The organism is Arthrobacter sp. 10T413_2 (assembly GCF_056394205.1).
The window spans coordinates 1-17508 of sequence record NZ_JBFTHK010000090.1 but is presented as its reverse complement, the minus strand read 5'-3'; the positions used below and the strand labels follow the sequence as shown (position 1 = coordinate 17508).

At 67.5% G+C, this 17508-nt stretch carries 21 protein-coding genes and 1 riboswitch; of the genes, 8 read left to right on the top strand and 13 right to left on the bottom strand.

Going from position 1 to position 17508, the window contains the following annotated elements; genetic code table 11:
* The coding region (locus tag AC1DBQ_RS14490) for a flavin-containing monooxygenase (protein WP_476929168.1) at positions 1-973 on the bottom strand (973 nt) is incomplete at its 3' end.
* Positions 974-1153: 180 nt separating this feature from the next.
* Here AC1DBQ_RS14490 and AC1DBQ_RS14485 point away from each other — a divergent pair.
* The 5 genes from AC1DBQ_RS14485 to AC1DBQ_RS14465 all read left to right on the top strand — a co-directional run bounded on the left by AC1DBQ_RS14485 (position 1154) and on the right by AC1DBQ_RS14465 (position 5407).
* Positions 1154-1897 carry a TetR/AcrR family transcriptional regulator gene (locus AC1DBQ_RS14485; RefSeq protein ID WP_476929166.1) on the top strand — a complete coding sequence of 248 codons (744 nt, stop codon included), beginning with the start codon at positions 1154-1156 and terminating at the stop codon, positions 1895-1897.
* Positions 1898-1992: 95 nt separating this feature from the next.
* On the top strand, positions 1993-2994 hold the full coding sequence (locus tag AC1DBQ_RS14480) for a zinc-binding dehydrogenase (RefSeq protein ID WP_476929165.1): 1002 nt from the start codon (positions 1993-1995) through the stop codon (positions 2992-2994).
* A gap of 52 nt (positions 2995-3046) precedes the next feature.
* Positions 3047-3475, top strand: coding sequence for a nuclear transport factor 2 family protein (locus AC1DBQ_RS14475; RefSeq protein ID WP_476929164.1), 429 nt, complete (start codon positions 3047-3049; stop codon positions 3473-3475).
* A gap of 85 nt (positions 3476-3560) precedes the next feature.
* Positions 3561-4544 carry a dienelactone hydrolase family protein gene (locus AC1DBQ_RS14470; protein WP_476929163.1) on the top strand — a complete coding sequence of 328 codons (984 nt, stop codon included), beginning with the start codon at positions 3561-3563 and terminating at the stop codon, positions 4542-4544.
* Positions 4545-4645: 101 nt separating this feature from the next.
* On the top strand, positions 4646-5407 hold the full coding sequence (locus AC1DBQ_RS14465) for a glycoside hydrolase family 16 protein (protein ID WP_476929162.1): 762 nt from the start codon (positions 4646-4648) through the stop codon (positions 5405-5407).
* Between the two features lie 30 nt (positions 5408-5437).
* Here AC1DBQ_RS14465 and AC1DBQ_RS14460 read toward each other — a convergent pair whose 3' ends face one another.
* Complete coding sequence (locus AC1DBQ_RS14460) at positions 5438-5701, bottom strand: hypothetical protein (RefSeq protein WP_476929161.1); 264 nt, start codon at positions 5699-5701, stop codon at positions 5438-5440.
* Positions 5702-6024: 323 nt separating this feature from the next.
* On the opposite strand from AC1DBQ_RS14460, the gene AC1DBQ_RS14455 reads away from it, so the two are divergent.
* The gene (locus AC1DBQ_RS14455; RefSeq protein ID WP_476929160.1) at positions 6025-6678 is read left to right on the top strand and encodes an aspartate/glutamate racemase family protein; all 654 of its coding nucleotides are present in this window, start codon (positions 6025-6027) and stop codon (positions 6676-6678) included.
* A gap of 16 nt (positions 6679-6694) precedes the next feature.
* On the opposite strand, the gene AC1DBQ_RS14450 is transcribed toward AC1DBQ_RS14455, so the two are convergent.
* Together AC1DBQ_RS14450 and AC1DBQ_RS14445 are read right to left on the bottom strand one after the other, a co-directional pair.
* Positions 6695-7798: a glycoside hydrolase family 16 protein gene (locus AC1DBQ_RS14450; RefSeq protein ID WP_476929159.1), complete on the bottom strand. Its 1104-nt coding sequence runs from the start codon at positions 7796-7798 to the stop codon at positions 6695-6697.
* A gap of 285 nt (positions 7799-8083) precedes the next feature.
* Positions 8084-8722 carry a hypothetical protein gene (locus AC1DBQ_RS14445; RefSeq protein WP_476929158.1) on the bottom strand — a complete coding sequence of 213 codons (639 nt, stop codon included), beginning with the start codon at positions 8720-8722 and terminating at the stop codon, positions 8084-8086.
* Positions 8723-8905: 183 nt separating this feature from the next.
* Here AC1DBQ_RS14445 and AC1DBQ_RS14440 point away from each other — a divergent pair, with 183 nt between their 5' ends.
* On the top strand, positions 8906-9592 hold the full coding sequence (locus tag AC1DBQ_RS14440) for a DNA alkylation repair protein (RefSeq protein ID WP_476929157.1): 687 nt from the start codon (positions 8906-8908) through the stop codon (positions 9590-9592).
* 21 nt (positions 9593-9613) lie between these two features.
* Here AC1DBQ_RS14440 and AC1DBQ_RS14435 read toward each other — a convergent pair whose 3' ends face one another.
* The 3 genes from AC1DBQ_RS14435 to AC1DBQ_RS14425 are packed head-to-tail and all read right to left on the bottom strand — an operon-like array spanning position 9614 to position 11552.
* On the bottom strand, positions 9614-10828 hold the full coding sequence (locus tag AC1DBQ_RS14435; protein WP_476929156.1) for a cation:proton antiporter: 1215 nt from the start codon (positions 10826-10828) through the stop codon (positions 9614-9616).
* On the bottom strand, positions 10825-11262 hold the full coding sequence (locus AC1DBQ_RS14430) for a hypothetical protein (protein WP_476929155.1): 438 nt from the start codon (positions 11260-11262) through the stop codon (positions 10825-10827). The genes AC1DBQ_RS14435 and AC1DBQ_RS14430 overlap by 4 nt, the downstream gene beginning before the upstream one ends.
* Positions 11263-11297: 35 nt before the next feature.
* Positions 11298-11552, bottom strand: a complete 255-nt coding sequence (locus AC1DBQ_RS14425) for a hypothetical protein (RefSeq protein ID WP_476929154.1) — start codon at positions 11550-11552, stop codon at positions 11298-11300.
* Between the two features lie 175 nt (positions 11553-11727).
* A riboswitch (cyclic di-AMP (ydaO/yuaA leader) is annotated at positions 11728-11928 on the top strand.
* A 4-nt stretch (positions 11929-11932) separates the two neighbouring features.
* On the opposite strand from AC1DBQ_RS14425, the gene AC1DBQ_RS14420 reads away from it, so the two are divergent.
* On the top strand, positions 11933-12607 hold the full coding sequence (locus tag AC1DBQ_RS14420) for an NlpC/P60 family protein (RefSeq protein WP_476929153.1): 675 nt from the start codon (positions 11933-11935) through the stop codon (positions 12605-12607).
* A 129-nt stretch (positions 12608-12736) separates the two neighbouring features.
* On the opposite strand, the gene AC1DBQ_RS14415 is transcribed toward AC1DBQ_RS14420, so the two are convergent.
* The 6 genes from AC1DBQ_RS14415 to AC1DBQ_RS14390 form a co-directional block, all read right to left on the bottom strand.
* A complete protein-coding gene (locus AC1DBQ_RS14415) occupies positions 12737-13744 on the bottom strand; it encodes a sensor histidine kinase (RefSeq protein WP_476929152.1) in 1008 nt (335 codons plus the stop codon).
* On the bottom strand, positions 13737-14411 hold the full coding sequence (locus AC1DBQ_RS14410; RefSeq protein WP_476929151.1) for a response regulator transcription factor: 675 nt from the start codon (positions 14409-14411) through the stop codon (positions 13737-13739). Before AC1DBQ_RS14410 ends, AC1DBQ_RS14415 begins: the two co-directional genes overlap by 8 nt.
* A gap of 5 nt (positions 14412-14416) precedes the next feature.
* Positions 14417-15148, bottom strand: a complete 732-nt coding sequence (locus tag AC1DBQ_RS14405; RefSeq protein ID WP_476929167.1) for a VTT domain-containing protein — start codon at positions 15146-15148, stop codon at positions 14417-14419.
* Positions 15149-15152: 4 nt separating this feature from the next.
* On the bottom strand, positions 15153-15899 hold the full coding sequence (locus AC1DBQ_RS14400; RefSeq protein ID WP_476929150.1) for a phosphatase PAP2 family protein: 747 nt from the start codon (positions 15897-15899) through the stop codon (positions 15153-15155).
* 164 nt (positions 15900-16063) lie between these two features.
* Positions 16064-16621 carry a dihydrofolate reductase family protein gene (locus tag AC1DBQ_RS14395; RefSeq protein WP_476929149.1) on the bottom strand — a complete coding sequence of 186 codons (558 nt, stop codon included), beginning with the start codon at positions 16619-16621 and terminating at the stop codon, positions 16064-16066.
* 370 nt (positions 16622-16991) lie between these two features.
* Complete coding sequence (locus tag AC1DBQ_RS14390) at positions 16992-17273, bottom strand: hypothetical protein (RefSeq protein ID WP_476929148.1); 282 nt, start codon at positions 17271-17273, stop codon at positions 16992-16994.
* Between the last annotated feature and the right edge of the window lie 235 nt (positions 17274-17508).

The following is a 17508-nucleotide window of genomic DNA, read 5'->3' as shown; positions in this document are numbered from 1 at the left end:
GATTCAGGCCGGTGGCCGTCACCACGACGTCGGCGGCCAGTTCGGCGCCGGAGGCAAGCCGGATTCCCGCCGGCGTGAGGRTCTCGATCGTGTCGGTAGCGACGTCGGCGCGGCCGGAGCGAATGGCCTTGAAGAGGTCGCCGTTCGGCACGATGCACAGGCGCTCGTCCCAGGGGTTGTACTTGGGCTGGAAGTGCTTCTCGACGTCGTAACCCTCGGGCAGGCGCTTCGTGACCTGGTGCCGCAGGATGCTCTTCATCTTCTCCGGACTCCGCCGGCTGATCTGGTAGCTCAGCAGCGCCCGCGCGATCCCCTTCCAGCGCGAGACGACGCCGGCCAGGCGCCGGGGGACATGCCGGGATACGAGGGTGTCGAAACCGTCGTCGGTGTCCGGGAGGACGGCCATGTAGCCGGGGGAGCGCTGCAGCATGGTGACGTGCTCCGCGGCGGCTGCCAGCGMGGGAACGAGGGTGACGGCCGTGGCCCCGCTGCCGATCACGACGATCCGTTTGCCGGTCGCGTCGAAGTCCGCCGGCCAGTGCTGCGGGTGGATGATCTCGCCGGTGAAGCTGTCCTGACCCGGGAACGTGGGGCTGTAACCCTCGTCGTAGCGGTAGTAGCCCGAGCAGATGAAAAGGAACGGGGTCGTGAAGGTCACCGGCGCTTCGGCGCCGCGGCCGACCTCGACCGTCCACAACGAGGTTGCGGAGGACCAACCGGCGCTCAGMACGCGGTGACCGTAGMGGATCAGGCGGTCAACGCCGTAGGCCGAAGCGGTTTCGCGCACGTACTGCAGGATGGACGCACCCGGGGCGATCGACGTCGACGTCTCCCAGGGACGGAACGGATAGCCGAGCGTKAACATGTCGCTGTCCGAGCGGACCCCCGGGTAGCGGAACAGATCCCAGGTGCCGCCGCTGGATTCGCGGGCCTCGAGGATCGCCATCGATTTCGACGGGACAGCTGTGGTCAGTCGGCATGCGGCGCCGATGCCGGAGAGCCCGGCTCCGACGATGAGGACGTCKAGATGTTCGGCGATGATGGTGCTCCCTGATAGTTGCGCGGCCGACGGGTGCCGCCCCGATTCCCMGCAGTCTATGAACAGGGTGTTGATGAAGTCAACACCCTGTCGAGAGGGTGCTACGCTGACCGCATGAACCCAGCATCCGCCGCAGAAACTGCGCCGCCGTCGTCCGGCCCGGCGGCGGCGGCCGCGCCCGACGACGMCRCACAGGGCGTTCCGAACCGGGGACGCCGGGCGGCCAGGCTGTCCGGCGACGAACGCCAGCGGGCCATCCTGGTCGCGGCCGAGCGGCTGCTCGGCGAAAAGGACTTTGCGGACGTCACGATCGAGGACCTCGCCCGGGGCGCCGGCATCTCCCGTCCGACGTTTTACTTCTATTTCGCTTMGAAGCAGGCTGTTCTGCTGACTCTCCTGGACCAGGTGGCGCACGAGGCCGAGAAGCGCACGGCCGATGTCTTCAGCGACCTCGGCGCGGCGCCGTCGGCCGCCTGGAKGAAGGCAATCGAAGCCTTCGCCGGGACGTTCGCGGCGCATCGGGGGGTCTCGGTGGCCGCTGCGGCCGCGCGTTCCTCGGAACCTGAACTCGCTGCCCAGTGGGCCACGCTGACAAACCGCTGGATCGACGCCACAGCGGCGGCGATCGGGGCTGAACGCGACCGGGGCGCTTCCMCCGCCGGACCGGAACCGCGGCTGCTMGCCAGCGCGCTCAATCTGCTCAACRAGCGCGTCATCACGGCGGCGCTGACCGGGCTCGATCCGACKGGACCGGCGCTTCCGGCAGCAGCCCTCCCGGGCGTCGTCGAGGACACCGTTGAGACCTTGCTCCACATCTGGCTCACCAGCATCTACGGAGCGGTGCCGGCTGACCCTTAAGAATGCCTACGCCCGAGGATTCAGTCTCCCGGGATCACTTCCGGGAAGTCCGGGCAGACCCCGCTCACGCACAGCCGCTTTTCGAAGGAGAGATCATGCTCGCAGGCCGACTCGACGTTGGAACCGCCACGTTCKCGGTTAAGGAAGTGCCGGAGCCTGAGGCCGGCCCCKGACAGGTACGGATCGCCGTCGCCGCGGCCGGCGTCTGCCTCTCTGATGTCCACCTCATCGAAGGAATGCTCAAGCCGCAGTACCTCCGGGGCGATACCGTGACCCTCGGGCACGAAGTCGCCGGGGTGATCGACCAGCTCGGCGACGGCGTCGAGGGTTTGCGCCTCGGCCAACGGGTCCTCCTCCAGGCCGGCGAGGAGCGTGGCGGCACCGTTCTGACCCGCGGCGTGGACTACGACGGCGGCTGGGCGGAGTACGCAGTCGCCTCGGCCGGGACTGTTGTTCCGCTGCCGGACAGCCTCCCCTTTGAACAGGCCTGCTTCATCCCCGATGCCGTTTCGACGCCGTGGGCGGCCATCACCTCGACGGCCGGGATCCAGCCGGGCAAGCCGGCCGGGATCTGGGGTGTGGGCGGTCTCGGTGCMCACGCGGTGCAGCTGCTCCGGCTCGTGGGCGCCGCTCCGATCATCGCCRTCGACCCGCTCGAAGCGGCCCGCGCCCGGGCTCTCGAGTTCGGCGCCGACGTCGCCCTTGACCCCAACGACGCCGGATTCACCGCCGTCATGAGGGCGGCGACGCGCGGACGCGGACTCGCCACGGCGTTCGACTTCGCCGGGGTGCCGGCCGTCAGGGAGCAGGCGGCGGGATCGCTGGGCGCCGGCGGAAAAATGGTCCTCGTGGGTCTGGCGGATCAACCCCTGCACGTGAGCAACGGGACGCTCTTCAGCTACCTCCGGCAGCAGATTCTCGGGCACTACGGTTCGGCCCCCGCCGACGTTGCCGATCTCGTCTCGCTCTACGAGCTGGGCCGGATCGAGTTCTCCCGCTCCGTGAGCCGCATAATGYCGCTCGCTGACGCCGCCGAAGCCGTGCGGATGCTCAGCGAGAAGGACGGCAACCCGATTMGGATCGTGCTCAAGCCGTAGCGGCCGGGGGCCCGCGTGTGGGGGTTCCCCTGCCGCGGGGAGGAGCGATCACATGAGCGAAGTCATCCAACACCTGCTGGCTGCGATGAATGCCCACGACCTCGAGGCAGCAGCTGCGTTGTTCCATGAGTCCTACAAGAGCGTGCAACCGGCCCACCCGGCCAGGGCCTTCGTGGGAAGGCCGCAGATGCACGCCAACTGGGCAGCGATGTTCGCTGGCATTCCCGACTTTCACGCCGAGGTGATCAGCTCGGCGGACCGCGGCAACACCGCGTGGAGCGAATGGACCTGGGCCGGCACCCGCGGCGACGGACGGCCCTTCGACATGCGTGGTGTGACGATCTTCGAGGTCGAGGACGGCCTCATAACAGGCGGACGGCTGTACATGGAAGAGCTTGAACGAGAAAACGTGGGGATCGCAGAGACGGTGCAGTCGTTGGCGGGGCGCCGGCCGGATCATCCCGCGCGGCCCGTGGACTGATAGGGCTGGCCTCATGCTGAGCCGCGTCACTTGCCGGGAGTCGGCCTTCGGAGGAGGATGAACGGCAAAGTCCAGGAGGTCCACCATGATCCAGCTTGGCAAGTTTGAGAAGTATCTKATTGAGGAATTCTTCGACGATTACCGCGCCGGCGCCATGAGTCAGCGCACGTTCACGCGCCGGGTGGCGTTCATTACAGGCAGCATGGCGACAGCCTCGGCAGCGATGCTCCTGGTTGGCTGCACGCCCGACGAAGTTCCGCGCAGCACGGACCCTATGCCGACGCCGGCTACGTCCTCGGCCGGATCGGGGCAAGGGACAGGTGCGTCGTCCGCGGGTGCGGTACCGGGGGCCAAGAGTCCGTTGTCCGTCCCCGAGGGAGCGGCCGGACTCACGACGGCAACGGTGCGGTTCACTGCTGGTGGCACCGCTATCAGCGGCTATCTTGCGCGGCCGGATCATGGTCCGGCCGGCCCGGCCGTGCTGATCTGCCACGAGAACCGCGGGCTGACCGCGCATATCCAGGATGTAGCGCGCCGCTTCGCCAAGGCCGGGTATGCTGCACTGGCCCTGGACTTGCTGAGCCGGGAAGGCGGAACGGCGAGCATGGACCCGGACGCCGTCCCGGGAGCGCTGATCCAGGCCGGAGCCCGGCGCCACGTCTCTGACTTCGCCGCGGCCTTCGACTATCTGAGTGTCCAGGACTTCGTCGACCAGGGCCGGATCGCCATGAACGGTTTCTGCTTTGGCGGGGGAATCACCTGGCAGGCGGCGACGGCGCTCCCCGGTTTGAAGGCTACGTCCGCGTTTTACGGACCCGCGCCGGATCTGGACAAGGTGGCGGCCATCAAGGCGGCCGTCTTTGGTGTCTACGCCGAACTGGACCAGCGGATCACCGGCGCCATGCCGGCGCTCCGGGATGCCCTGGCCAAAACCGAGGTCCGGCATGAGCTCAAGGTCTATCCCGGCGTGGACCACGCATTCCACAATGACACCGGGGAACGTTACAACCAGGAGCAGGCCACCGCCGCGTGGAACGACACCCTGGCCTGGTTCAGCAAGTATGTCTGAGGGCATGGCTGCCTCAGCCGGTCATCATTCCGTGCGGCCTTGAGCCAAGACCCGGAGTTCCGCATTGCAGACTCAAGCTATCGCAGACACCAGGAGGCCCGATGTTCACAAAGCGCACGGTTGCGGTATTGACCGCGGCAGGCACGTTGGCCCTGAGCGGGTGCGGCGCCGCGCCCGCCCTCGAGCGGTCGGCCGCTGTGACGGCAGTATCCGACGGGACCCAAGCCGCCGTCGTCCGTGGCTGGGGGCCGGTGGTGGCGGGCGATGAGTTCAGCTACGCCGGGGCCCCGGACCCCGCTAAATGGAAGGTCTACGACGGCCCCGGGCACGCGGGCAAGGGGATCCGGAGTCCGAAGGCCTGGGCCGTAGGCGGCGGCGTGGTGACCGTCAGCGGCAACGCTGCGGGCACCACGGGCGGCATGTCCGCAACGTTTGCCCAGCAGAAGTACGGCCGCTGGGAAGCGCGGATGAGGACCAATGCGCGGGACACGCAATACCATCCCGTCGTGATGCTGTGGCCGAACAACAACATATCGCCCACCTGCGCCGAAATTGACTATGCGGAAGGCACCGCGGACACCACCAAGATCAAGTTCAACCTGCACCACGCGTGCAGCGGCCCGAACTTCCAGACCCGGGCCGCACGGACAATGGACACGACCCAGTGGCACAACTATGCCGTGGAGTGGACTCCCGCCGGGATCACCGGATACCTGGATGGGCTGCTGTGGTTCAGCGACACGAACCCGGCGCATCAGCCCACCGTGGGGATGCACCAATCGGTGCAGCTTGACTRGTTCCCTAACGGGAATCCCACCCATCCGAGCCAGATGCAGGTCGACTGGATCCGCGTCTACAAGTGAAGCCCCKTACGTGAGCCGGTAAAGCCKCGCTTACTCTCCGACGGCAGCCTTCAAAGCGGCAAGGTGTTCCATCAACGCCCGTTCCGGGTGTCCGGGGTGGGCGTCGAGCTTCCGGCGGAGCAGATCGCGGGCCCGGTCGTGCTCCGGCGTAGTGTCGGCGAGCACGGCTTCGATGATTCTGGTGGCCTGATGTCGGATTCCGGCCGTACCAAAGGCATGCTCTGCGCCAAATGCCAGGCCATCGCGATCCTGGTCTTCCTGCAGTCCTGGAGTGGACGACGGCTCCACCGACATGGGCTATTCCTTTGGTCAATGTTCCGGCTGAGCCCGGAACCGGTGTTCCGACTTCCCCCCATCCCGGGTATGGGACCCGGATCCGAAGGCGGACCACCGAGACACACCATACAACGGCGCCGGACGCGCTTCCCCAGTGCTAGCGAAGTTTTTGCCAAGCTGATGCACAAGTTACGGCGTCGGGGCCTTGAGCGGCCGCGCATCCGCGATCGCCACGTCCAAGATGCCCGGCAGCGCGTGCATTGGTCATCTCCCCGAAAACACGTGGAAATACTCACCGGGTAGCCTCGCAGCAAGGTATCCGTTCGGAAAGGTAGTGCGTCATGCGTGTTGGACTGATCCGGGTAATGACGACGTCTGACCGCCGCCTGCTCCACGCCCATGGCAAACTCCTGCAGGAAGCATTCGGATTCACCGTCACCTCCCGCTGTATTCCGGACCAGCCGTCCGGCGTCTACGATCCGGCGTCGCTCGAGTCTGCGGCTCCCAAGGTGGTCCAGTTGGCGCAGGAAATGGCCGGGGAGGCCGACGCCCTGATTATCAGTTGCACGTCGGACCCGGGGCTGGCCGCAACCCGGGCGGCCGTGGATATCCCGGTCATCGGGGCGGGCGCCGCAGCCGCGGCTGCCGCAATGACGTTCGGCGGAAGGATCGGGGTCCTGGGACTGGGTGCCCATGTGCCGGGCCCGATCGCGGATTCGCTGGGCGACCGCATGCTGCTCATGGACGGCGGAGGGCGGCTCGAAACGCCCGATGCGTTCCTGATGCCCGCCGGGATTTTCGATGCCCTCGCCGCGGCCCACATGCTGGTTGGTGCCGGCGCCGACGTCATTGTCCAGGCGAGCACGGGCCTGAGCAGCATCGGCATGGCGGACGTGCTCCGCCGCCGGCTCGGGGTGCCGGTCATCGACGCCGTGACGGCGGCCGGCTCCATGCTCGTCTCAGCGGTGGTTGCCCGCGAACTCCAGAAGGTTTGAATCCGGCAACCGGGGCCTACTTGTAGACGCGGACCCAGTCGACCTGCATCTGTGAAGGCTTGGTGGCTGATCCGTCAGGGAACCAGTCCAGCTGCAGCGTCTGGTGCATGCCCACGGAGGGCAGGTGCGCCGGGTTCGTGTCGGAGAAGGTCTTCACGCCGTCGATGTAGCCGGTGATGCCGGCAGGAGTCCACTCGACGGCATAGTTGTGCCATTGCGTGGTGTCGATGGTCGTGGCCGCAACCGTCTGGAAGTTCGAGCCGCTGCAGGCATAGTGCAGGAAGAACTTGATCTGGGCGGTGTTGGTGCTGCCCTCGGCGTAGTCGATCTCGGCGCAGTTGGTGGAGGCGTTGTTGTTGGGCCACAGGATCAGCACGGGGTGGTACTTCGGGTCCCGGGCGTTGGTCCGCATGCGGGTTTCCCACTTGCCGTACTTCTGCTGGGCAAATTTGGCCGACATGCCGCCCGTGGTGCCGGACGAGTTGCCGCTGACCGTGGCCACGCCATTGGCAACCGACCAGGCCTGCGGGCTGCGGACGCCCTTGCCGGCATGTCCGGTTCCGTTGAAGAGGCTCCACTTGGTGGAGTCAGGGGCGCCCGTGTTGGAGAACTCGTCGCCCGCGACAACMGCACCCCAGCCCCGGGCCGTGGCGGCCTGCGAACCGTCGCCGGTGGCGGCGACGGCGGCCTGGGCGGAAACGGGCGCGGGGGCCGGGGCTGCCGGCGTCGAACCCGCGGGGGCTGCCGCCGGCGCGGCAMCTGCCGCGGGCGCATCGACCGGTGCGGCTGCGGGGGTGGCGGGGGCTGCCGGCGCCGCCACGACTCCGGGATCTGCCGCTGGAGTGGCCGTCCCGCCGACCGGCTTCAGCGCAGACCCGGTGGCCGGCGCCTTAGTCGCTGCGGCCGCTGACGGCGTCGACGCCACGGCAGGACGTGAGGCCTCGCTTGCCGGGGATAGGGCTGAGGCTCCTGCCGTGGGAGCAGCGCCGCACCCGGTCAGGGACAGTGCGCCCATGGTCAGCGCAATGGCGATTTTGTTGAAGTGTGTCGTCTTGAACCGTGCTTCTTTGGACGGTGCTTCTTTGGATGGTGCTTCTTTGGACGGTGATTTCGTGAACAACGGACCCCTCCGGGCTTGGTGACTGGCGCACACAACCGTCGCTGCCAGGGCGGCGGCCAGTGCGGGAAGCTTCATCCGGCCCCTGCCGCAAGGGCACGGGCGAGCAGACGCCGAACGGCGCAACCGGGCCCGGCAAGGGGCAGTCCGGGGCCCTGCGTTCGGGCCAKGCCTTCGCGGCCAGTCGCCTACGTTACTGGATCGTTACCTTGGCCCGCAAACCTGCGCGTGTCGCCCGCAAGTTCCGTTGTCACGCGGCTTGATCGGATGCGGCGGCCCGGCGCCCCGTCATTCTCCAGAGGGAAATTCGTAGGCGGCCGGGATCTTTGCCGGGGGAGTGCCGTAGCTGAGGACGATCTCGTCGTGTGCCTTCAACGGGAGGTCCCGGATGCCGGAGCCGTACTTCTGGCCGTTCACGTAGAGGGTCCAGCCGTCCAGCGATCCCGCCCCGGTGCCCGGGGCGCCGCTGCCTCCGAGGACGCCCCATTCCGTGAAGAGCTGCCCGAGGGTGAAGACCTGGCCGGCAGTGGGGGACTCGATGTGGACCACGCCGGTGGTGTCGTGGGTGTGCAGCGCGGAGATGCCGTTGGCCCTGTTGTCCGGGCCGGCCGTGATGCCGATGTTGGCCGGCACAGCTACGGCCTGGCCGTCCTTCAGCACGTCCAGATGCGCGTGGTAATGGTCCACGTTCCCCTCGGCTRTCAGCACCGAGAGACCGGCCTGCGCGATCCGCCCGGGAGCCCCTGCGATGTCGAGGCCAAAATCGGGGGCGGGGGCGGTGGCGGGGACGGTGGAGGTCGCCGGCGCCGCCGACGTCGCGGGCACCTCGGGGGACGGCCCGGAAGCAGCACACGACGCCACCCCCAACGTCACGGCAGAAAGTGCGACGGCAAGTGCCAGCTTGGGGTGCCTGGTGGTGGTGTGCATGGCTGCGAGAACCGCTTTCGATCGGAAACTTGTCCCATTCAGTCTAGGTAGGCGCAGTCGGCGGGCCGCKATTCCTCGTTTCCCGCCCGCGCGCCGAGGGGAAAGAATGGATCCGTGAGTGATGCTGGCGAATTCATTGACCTCGCGCTGTAGCGGGAAGGTTCCTGGAGCCGTGCGGAGGCGTTGCGGTACGGGCTGGGAAGAAATCCCGGGGGCGGTGGCCTCGGTTTCTACGGAGCCTCCGTKGGGGCCGTGCGCGGGACCGTMCGGGATGCCGGCCGCCGGTATTCCGGGCTCACGCATGATGAGATCACGGCACTGAGTTCCGAACTGTGGGCGGTGCCGGTCTTCGAGCGCCGCCTCGCAGCAGTGGTGCTGCTGCAGGACCACGTGAAGCTGTTGACCAACTCCGATCTCACCCGGCTGGAGGGCTTCATCCGGGAGGCTCGACTGCCGGACCTCGTGGATTMGCTCGCCGTCGACGTCGTCGGGCCGCTCGTGGACAGTCTGGACGTCCTGGGCAGGGTGCGGGCCGACAGCGTGCTGGACCGGTGGGTGCGCGAGCCCGATCCCTGGCTGCGCCGGGCCGCGCTGCTTTCGCCGCTCATGGCGCTGCGCGCCGGCGCCGGGGATTGGGACAGCTTCGTCCGCCACGCGCGCGCGGTGCTCGGCGAGGACGCAGCGGGTTTCACGTTCGACGCCGACACGGAGGCCGACAGCGCCAMAACCGACAGCGCCACAACCGACCGCGACACCKCCKACGACGACACGGCCGATGACGCCGCKCCGGTCCGGGCCGCCATAACGCGCGTCCTGGCGGAAATGGCCAAGAAGAGACCCGAGCTGCAGTTCACTCCCGCTGGAGGGTGACGGTTCCCTACACGGTCCMGTTCAGTGCTTCGGAGCGCTTGGATCGCCTGGATCACCTTGGCCGGCGGTGCTGCCGGCTTCGCTTGACCCGCCGCCGGCCTTCGCAGGCAGCGCGAACCTCTTGGCTGCCCGCGACCCGGCCAGGGCGCTCGCGGCGATGGTGATCAACGCACCCATCAGCAGGGCTGCTGCCTCGCCGGGGAACAGGACGTCAAGCTGCGTGCCGATGCTCGCAGCTGCCACCGGAACGCCGAGCTGGGCCGCCGACAACACACCGAGCGGCAGGGGGAGCCCCAGGAACGCCAAACCGGCGTGCGCCAGCAACGTTCCGGCCCCCAGTGCCAGACCGAGCGCAATCATGTCCGGGTGCCCGGCCAGGTCCTTGAGCGTCAGGGATGCGCCCAGCCAGACGAAGAACAGCGGGCCCAGGAAGCCGTCGCTGAGGGCAAAAAGTTGCCGGGCCAGCCGCCTCGGTTCGCCGACGGCTGCCACCACCAGGCCGAAGGAAAAGCCCGCCATCATCACGGACACGTTGCCGAAAGTCGCGACACCGGCCAGGGCAAACAGCACCGCCAACTGGATCCTCAGCTCCAGGGCAAACTTGCGGTTTTCCGAGAGCCGGTGCACGTGGCCGCGGATTCCTGTGCTCTMCAGCCATCTGAGTACAAAAAAGAGCGCCACAGCGCAGCCTGCCACGGTGAGCACGGTCAGGGCCGCCCGGCCTGCGTGCGGCGGATCCACCAGGAGCGGCAGCGCCACAATGCAGGCTATGTCAGCGATCGCCACCTGTGCGGTCATGGAAACGACGTCGGGTCCGCCGAGGCGCAGAGAATCGACGATCGGGAGGACCAGCGCGGCTGACGAGGACGCCAGCAGCACGACGTAGAGGGGAGCATGTCCAGTCCCGAAGAGCACGCCGATGCCGGTTCCGACGACCACTGCGGCCGCTGCGGCCGCTACGGCCCGGCGCGTTCCTTTGCCRAGGGCAGAGCGGATTTGAGGATCCCGCACGGGAACATGGGTTCCGGCCACGAACATCATCAGCGCAAACCCGATGTTGGCCAGGAAGCTGAATGTCGGATCTGCCGGGTTCACCAGGCCCAGGCCCGTCCGTCCGATCGCGATCCCGGCCAGCAGTTCGCCCAGTACCACCGGCAGCCGCCAGTGCAMCGGCAGCGCGAGCAGGGGACCAGCCAGGGCGACGACGGCGATCAGCGCCAGGGTCAGGAAGGTCATGGCTCGAGACTGCGGGACGGCCCCGGGCCAATCGGGGCAACAAGCTTCACCGGAATGTCTGTGTTCTCGTCCGTGAGGTAGGAAGCGCAGACCCGGTGATAGCCGTCGGCAATCTGGGCCGCGACTCCGGCGTCGAGGTCCCCGCGAACCAGGAGGACGGGGGAGAGCGGACGGCCGTCKGCAATCTTGGCCAGGTCGGAGGCCACATGGGGGTTGTCCCGGGTCAGGAGCGGCAGGCCTGAGGCCCGCAGGATGTCTTTGGCCACGTGATGGGTTAGCGGCGCCAGGCGCAACGACTCCACGATGGCGGCGGCCCTGGCGTCATCGGTGAGCAACGAGAGATAACGAGCGGCAGCCGGATAGTCGTGTTCCTCGGGCTCACCGCGCCACAACACCTGGTCGCCMTCGTGGCCCTTGTCCGAATCCTTTGTCATKGAATGAGACTAGTCCCGTGGAGGGTGCAGCGCGCCTACGTTCCTGACCKCCGTTCCACTACCGCGTAGGCCTTGCCGTCCAGGAAGGCCCAGTCGTTGACAACCATGAACCCGAGGGCGTCCACCCGGTCGTTCAGGACGTGTTCGTCGAAGCCGCCGTCCCGAGGCTCCGCATCCCATGTGGACACATGGACGTCCGGGCCGTCCAGGATCAGCAGTTMGGTATTGACGTCGAAATCCTCCTGGGGCTGGTTGCTCAACTGGCAGATGGCGACACAGTGGCTGTTCATTTCGGGCCTCCGCTTCCAAGGTGGTGCTGATGGCATCATCTTATGGTCGAAAAGCTGCGCCGCCCTATGGGCAACTKCCGGACCGCACTGTGGTGGCCGTTACCTGAATGTGACATTAGCCTGCGGTTCGCGCTACGGTGGATAAGTGCCTGTTGTCTCCGATACGGGCGCTCCCCAGCCGATTGCCTAACTCTGCCGCGGCCCGGGGGTAACTCGCACCAACGACCGGCAGAGACGGGGAAACCACTTTTGGCCTGCTGATACGCAGGCCTTGGGGTGAAGCCGCACAGTGCCCGCAATKACGGGCCCGGGAGTGCGGCCGGGTGACTCCCATCCGAATCCGACAGCTCACCTCGCAGGCATTGGGAGAGGCTACATCCATGTCTTCAATCAATACTTTTGCGCGCCATGCCGCCGTCCTTGCGGCMGCATCCGGCCTGGTTCTCACCAGCGGAATGGCCGCCAACGCAGCCCCGGCACCCGTGCAGCGGGACGCCGCTCCGGCCTCCGCCGCGGAAGTCAAGGGACTTCTCAGCGCGCCAGTCAGCGCCGATTCAAGCGTCAAGATCAGCTTCGACCGCCCCGCAGTGAGCTCTGTCGCCGCGCCGGTCATCGAACAGCCCAAGCCCGTTGCCGCTGCTCCCGCAGCAGCGCCCGCAGCAGCACCCAAGGCGGCCGCTGCGCCGTCCGTGCAGGTGCAGGCCGCTACGGCGCCCGCCMCGGCCGCGGCGCCCGCCGGTGGCCGCAACGCCATCATGCTTTCTGCCGCGTACAGCCAGCTGGGCATCACCCAGGACTGCACCGCGATGGTGGAAAAGGCCCTTGGCGCGGCCGGTAAGCCCGTCGGCGACATCGGGCCCCGGGCCTTCCTTGGCCTCGGAACCGTTGTGGCGGCCCCGCAGCCCGGTGACATGGTGGTCCAGTCCGGCCACGTCGGCATCTACGCCGGCAACGGCCAGGTGATCAGCGGCGGTATGAACGGCGCCAACCAGACGATCGTGCACCCGCTGTCCTGGCTCACCGCGACCGGCGGCGTGACCTTCGTCCGCGCGTAAACCCGGTAGGAGCCAGGCGGCCCCTCCAGGGGCCACCCAGTCCGGAAAGACCGGCGATCGATTTTCTCTTGGGGGCAAGCGATCGCCGGTCTTTCCCTTGCCCGGATTACCACGGATTTCTCCGGTTTCTCAGTCGTTCCCGCCCGCGGCCAGCGGAAGCGTCATCTTCATGACCGTGCCGGCGTCGCCGGTGGAGGCAACCTCGACGGCGCCGCCGGCAGCCACGGCTATCTCCCGGACCAGGGCCAAGCCGATGCCAAAGCTCCGCTGTCCCTGCGTTCCGCCGGTGCTGGAAGTTCGCACGAAGCGGTCAAAGATCCTTGCCTGGTCCACGCCGGTGATCCCGGTCCCCGTGTCCGCCACGGTGATGACCGCGCGGTTCTGCTCGATCGCCGTCGTGATGGTCACACGGCCGCCCGGTGGGGTGTGGGAGAGAGCGTTGTCCGCCAGGGCCAGGACGGCGCGGCGCAAGGCGTTGGCGTCGATCCGGGCCAGCGGCCTGGCATCGGGGGAGAAGTCCAGGCGCACGTCCCGTTGCTCCGCGACCAGCCGCAGGCCCTCGGCGACGCCGGAGGCGGTGTCGGCGAGGTCGGCAGGCGCTGCCGAGCGGTCAGGGGCGTCGGTGGTGGCCGCGAGGAGCAGTTCGTTGACGATCCCGGTCAGCGTTGCCGCGTCCTCCCGGATCCGGGCCAGGTCCTGGGCCTGCTTGGAGCCGGGGTCGGTGTTGCGCTGGGCAAGCTGGATCCTGGTGTCCAGGATGGTCAAGGGGGTGCGCAGTTCATGGCTGGCGTCCTGGACGAAGCGCCGTTGCCGGGCCAAGGCGTCGCCGAGGGGGCGGATGGCGCTGCGCGCGCTGAGCCATCCGACGATGCCCGCCAGCACGACTCCCGCGACCCCGGCGATGAGCATGGCTTCGAGCACGTCCCGGGAATCCAGGTAGGCGTAGGCCGCCCCGGCCGATGCCGAACGCGGAACTTCAGGATGGGCCAGCTGGTTGACGAGGTACAGCGCTGTGGCGKCGAGGAGTCCGAGGACCATGACCGCGCAGGCGGCGCTGATCCGCAAGGCGACTTTGAGGGAGGMCTTGCGCAGTGTGGAGTGGTCCGGGGTTTCGCCGCCGCCCCCGCCGTTACTCATGGGCATCGCCGATCTGGTAGCCGACGCCGTGTACGGTGCGGATGACGGCCTTGGAGATCTTCCGGCGCAAGTGGTGGACGTAGGTATCGATCACCCCGGGCTGATCGGAGGCATGGAAGTGCGCGGACAGGAGTTCGTCCCGGGTGAAGACCCGGTCAGGTTCCGCGGCCAGGGCTGCCAGMAGCTGTCCTTCCTTTGCGGTCAGCGACACCGTGTGCCCGTAGACGGACCGGATCGAGCGCTGCGCCGGGTCCAGCTCMCAGTCCCCGATGCTMAGCGGTGCCGGCACGGCGGCATAGGTGCGCGTCAATGCGCGCAGTCGTGCCGCCAGTTCGCCGGCGTCGAACGGTTTGGTCACGTAGTCGTTGGCGCCGGCGTCCAGACCCCTGACTTTCTCCTCTGCGTCGCCCAGCGCGGTCAGGATCAGGATGGGCGTGCCGATGCCTTTGGACCGCAAGGCCCCGATGAGGGCGATGCCGTCCATCACGGGCAGACCGCGGTCGATCACCATGACGTCCCAGGCCCCGGTCAGCCCCACGTGCAGGCCGTCACGACCGTTGGTGACCAGCCGGACGTGGTAATCCGGGTCCAGCAGCTCGGCGATGAGCGGTCCCAGGGCGGCGTCGTCCTCGACGAGCAGCAGGGACGGCCGGTCAGCGGTTGTCATGTCAGCTATTCTTCCGTGACCATTTCCCGGGCCGGCAGTCCCTCCCCGGTTTCCGCCTCCGTGTCGCCGGCAGCTGCCCCCGCGCGCCGGCCGGCGCGGCGGCGCCTGAGGAACTGCACGATACCCGGCACGACGGAGAGCAGGACCATGCCCACGGCGATGACGTCGATGTTTTTGGCGACGATGTCAAAGTGTCCCAGCCAGGTGCCCAGCATCGTCACGGAGATTGCCCACGCGGCCGCGCCGGTGATGTTCCAGAGGATGAAGGACTTGTATTCATAGCGTGCGATCCCGGCACTGAGCGGCGCAAAGGTCCTGACCATGGGGACGAAGCGCGCGAGCACGACGGCGGCGCCGCCGTGCCGCCGGAAGAAGTCTTCCGTGGTGGTCAGGTGGGCCGTCTTCAGGATCCGGGCATCGTCCTTGAACCATCGCCGGCCGAAGGTCCGGCCCAGCATGTACCCCACCTGGTCCCCGACGACGGCGGCCGMGGTGACGACGCCGATCAGCACCGGCAGCGTCAGGTGCAGCTGCTGGTGCAGGAGCCCGGCGGTGAAGAGCAGCGAGTCTCCGGGCAGGAAGGGAAAGAGCACGCCGGACTCGATGAAGACCATGAGCGCGATGACGCCCAAGRCTCCCGGGCCCAGACCGGCGAGCAGGCTCGCCGGATCCAGCAGCGACGGTGCGCCGGCGGCCTGCGCGGCCGGAAGGAGGGCTGAAATGTCCACGGTGTGCAGGGGGTTACTTCCTCTCAGATGCCGGCTCAGAGGCCAGCGGGCGGCCGACGGCACGGGCCGGTAGCCGGTCCGCGATCCGCGGCGCGGCAATGTTCCAGAGCCCGGTGAGCATGACCACGGCTGCGCTCGCAGCCAGGAATGATGCCGTGACGTCGGAGGGATAGTGGACGCCGATGTACAGCCTGGACCACGCCACGATGAGCGCCATCGCCGCGGCCGCGAAGGCTGTCACCTTGGCCCAGCGGGTCCCGCGGGCCAGGAAATACAGCGCGAAGCCGAGAGCGACGGCAAAGGACACGTGGCCGCTGGGGAAGCTGTTGGAGCCGGTTTCCGGTGCCAAAGGATCKAACAGCAGCGCGGGGTTCGGCCGCTGGCGGGCCACGAGGATCTTGAAGAATTCGCTGGCCACCCAGCCGGACACTGCCACCAGGCCGAACGCTATCGCCTTGACCAGTCCGCCGCGGAACAGCCAGATGCACAGGGTGACGGCGGCGATCAGCGCGACGCCGGCGACCGGCCCAAACACGACGTTCAGTATCATCGCGACGGCGGTCAGGGCCGCGGCGTGATGCTGGCTGAGGTCCTGATCTACGCCGAGCTCGGTGGCGCTGAAGCCCGGCGTCAGCTGCGCCGCCAGGCCGAGAGCCAGGACGGCGGCGGAGAGCAGGAGGCCCAGCAGCAGCCAGTGGCGGACCTGGGGGAGGGCCAGCAGCTGCGGCCGCGCGGCGGGACGCACTGTGTCTGGTCGCACAGTGTCCGGACGACCTAGTGCTGTATCGCGTTCAACAGGGGCGGGTCCAGTCATGGGATCCTCCGGTTCGGGACAAGGGCGCCAGGCTGGCGCCGGTTTCCACTCTTCCGCGAGGCAATTAAGAAATGCTTAAGAAGTGCCGCCCGGACGTTCCGCAGGGATGATTACGCGGCGTAGCGCAGCAGGGTTACTCCGTTGCCGAAGGTCCGGGCCTCCAGTCGCCGGAGCTGGACTGTTTTGTCCTCAGGCTTGAACAGGAGATTGCCCCGTCCCACGAGAACTGGATGGACGTACAGCCAGTACTCGTCGATCAGTCCGAGCCGCCGGAAAGTGTCCGCGAGATTCGCTCCGCCCAGGGCCAGGTCGCCGCCCGGCTGCGACTTCAGTGCCAGGACTTCTTCTGCCACGACCTCCGGCACCACGGTGGTGTTCCAGCCGGCTGTCGTCAGCGTCCGGGAATACACGATCTTGGGCATCTCCCGCCAGATGTGGGCGAACTCGGCCATCGGAGCGTTGACATCGGGGTCGGCGTCCGCTGTCGGCCAGAACTCCGCCATCAACTCGTAGGTGACACGGCCGTCCAGGAACGCGCCCATGGCAGCGAGCTGCTCGTTGAAGTGGCGGTGCAGTTCGTCGTCGACCATGTGCCAACTGAGGTCCCGGTCCGGGCCCTCAAAGAACCCGTCCAAGGACACCTGCATGGCCATAATGATTTTCCGCATCGGGCGCTCCTTGCTTTTCCACTAGCGTACGCAGGCGCCTTCGCGTCGAACAGCCTCGAAAGCGATATCGAGCGCATCGCGAAATAGGACAGCCGCGTTGTGCTCAGTCCAACTCGCGAGGGCCGCATCCAGTCACGAGAACGCCGCGCCGACAAGCACTCTGGCGGCGGCGTCGGGCTACCCTCAGGAGCAGGTTCTCAGGAAGCCCGTGGCGCCGGGGCGCAGTGCGTGAAGAGCGAGAAGTGGCTGCCGCGGCGGCGATGCCTCGAACTGTCATGCACCAAGGTTGTCCGGCGATAACTGCGCCGGTCAAGGACCTGCGCGGCGACTTCGGAAGATGCCACCCGGTTCCCATCCGTTCCGTGGAAGTTCATTKCCCGAGTTCAAGATCCACATCAGGGGCCTTGCTGTGAGGCGTGAACGCGACGAACTGGAGAGGAGTTCTCACCCCGGCCCGTCGGCGTGTGGCCAGCACGCCATGGAACGCGGTCACGACGAGGACAAACGTTGCAAGAACCGACGCGTTGACGACGAGCGAGAGCTCCGTTTGGTGAGGCAGGAGCATGGTTTCGTMCCACCCCGCATTGTCGGCGCGATTGATGAAGTCTGCATCGATCGGATTCCACAGGATGGCCACGGCGCCGGTTGCCACCAAGRCGCAGAGGCTGAGGACAAGTTGGACGACGGACAGTACCGATGGCTTTCCAGTTTCATTTGTCGGACGTTGGTCCAAAGCTTCCCGTTACATTTATTGGGTTCCCGACCGTCGGGGACATGGTCGCTGGACCCGGTATGACTTTCCTGCCCTGTCACTGATGATCCGGGGGGTGTTGTCGCCGGGTCCGGAGGCACTTGTTGACCGCTGATAGGGACAAGGCCGGACCAAC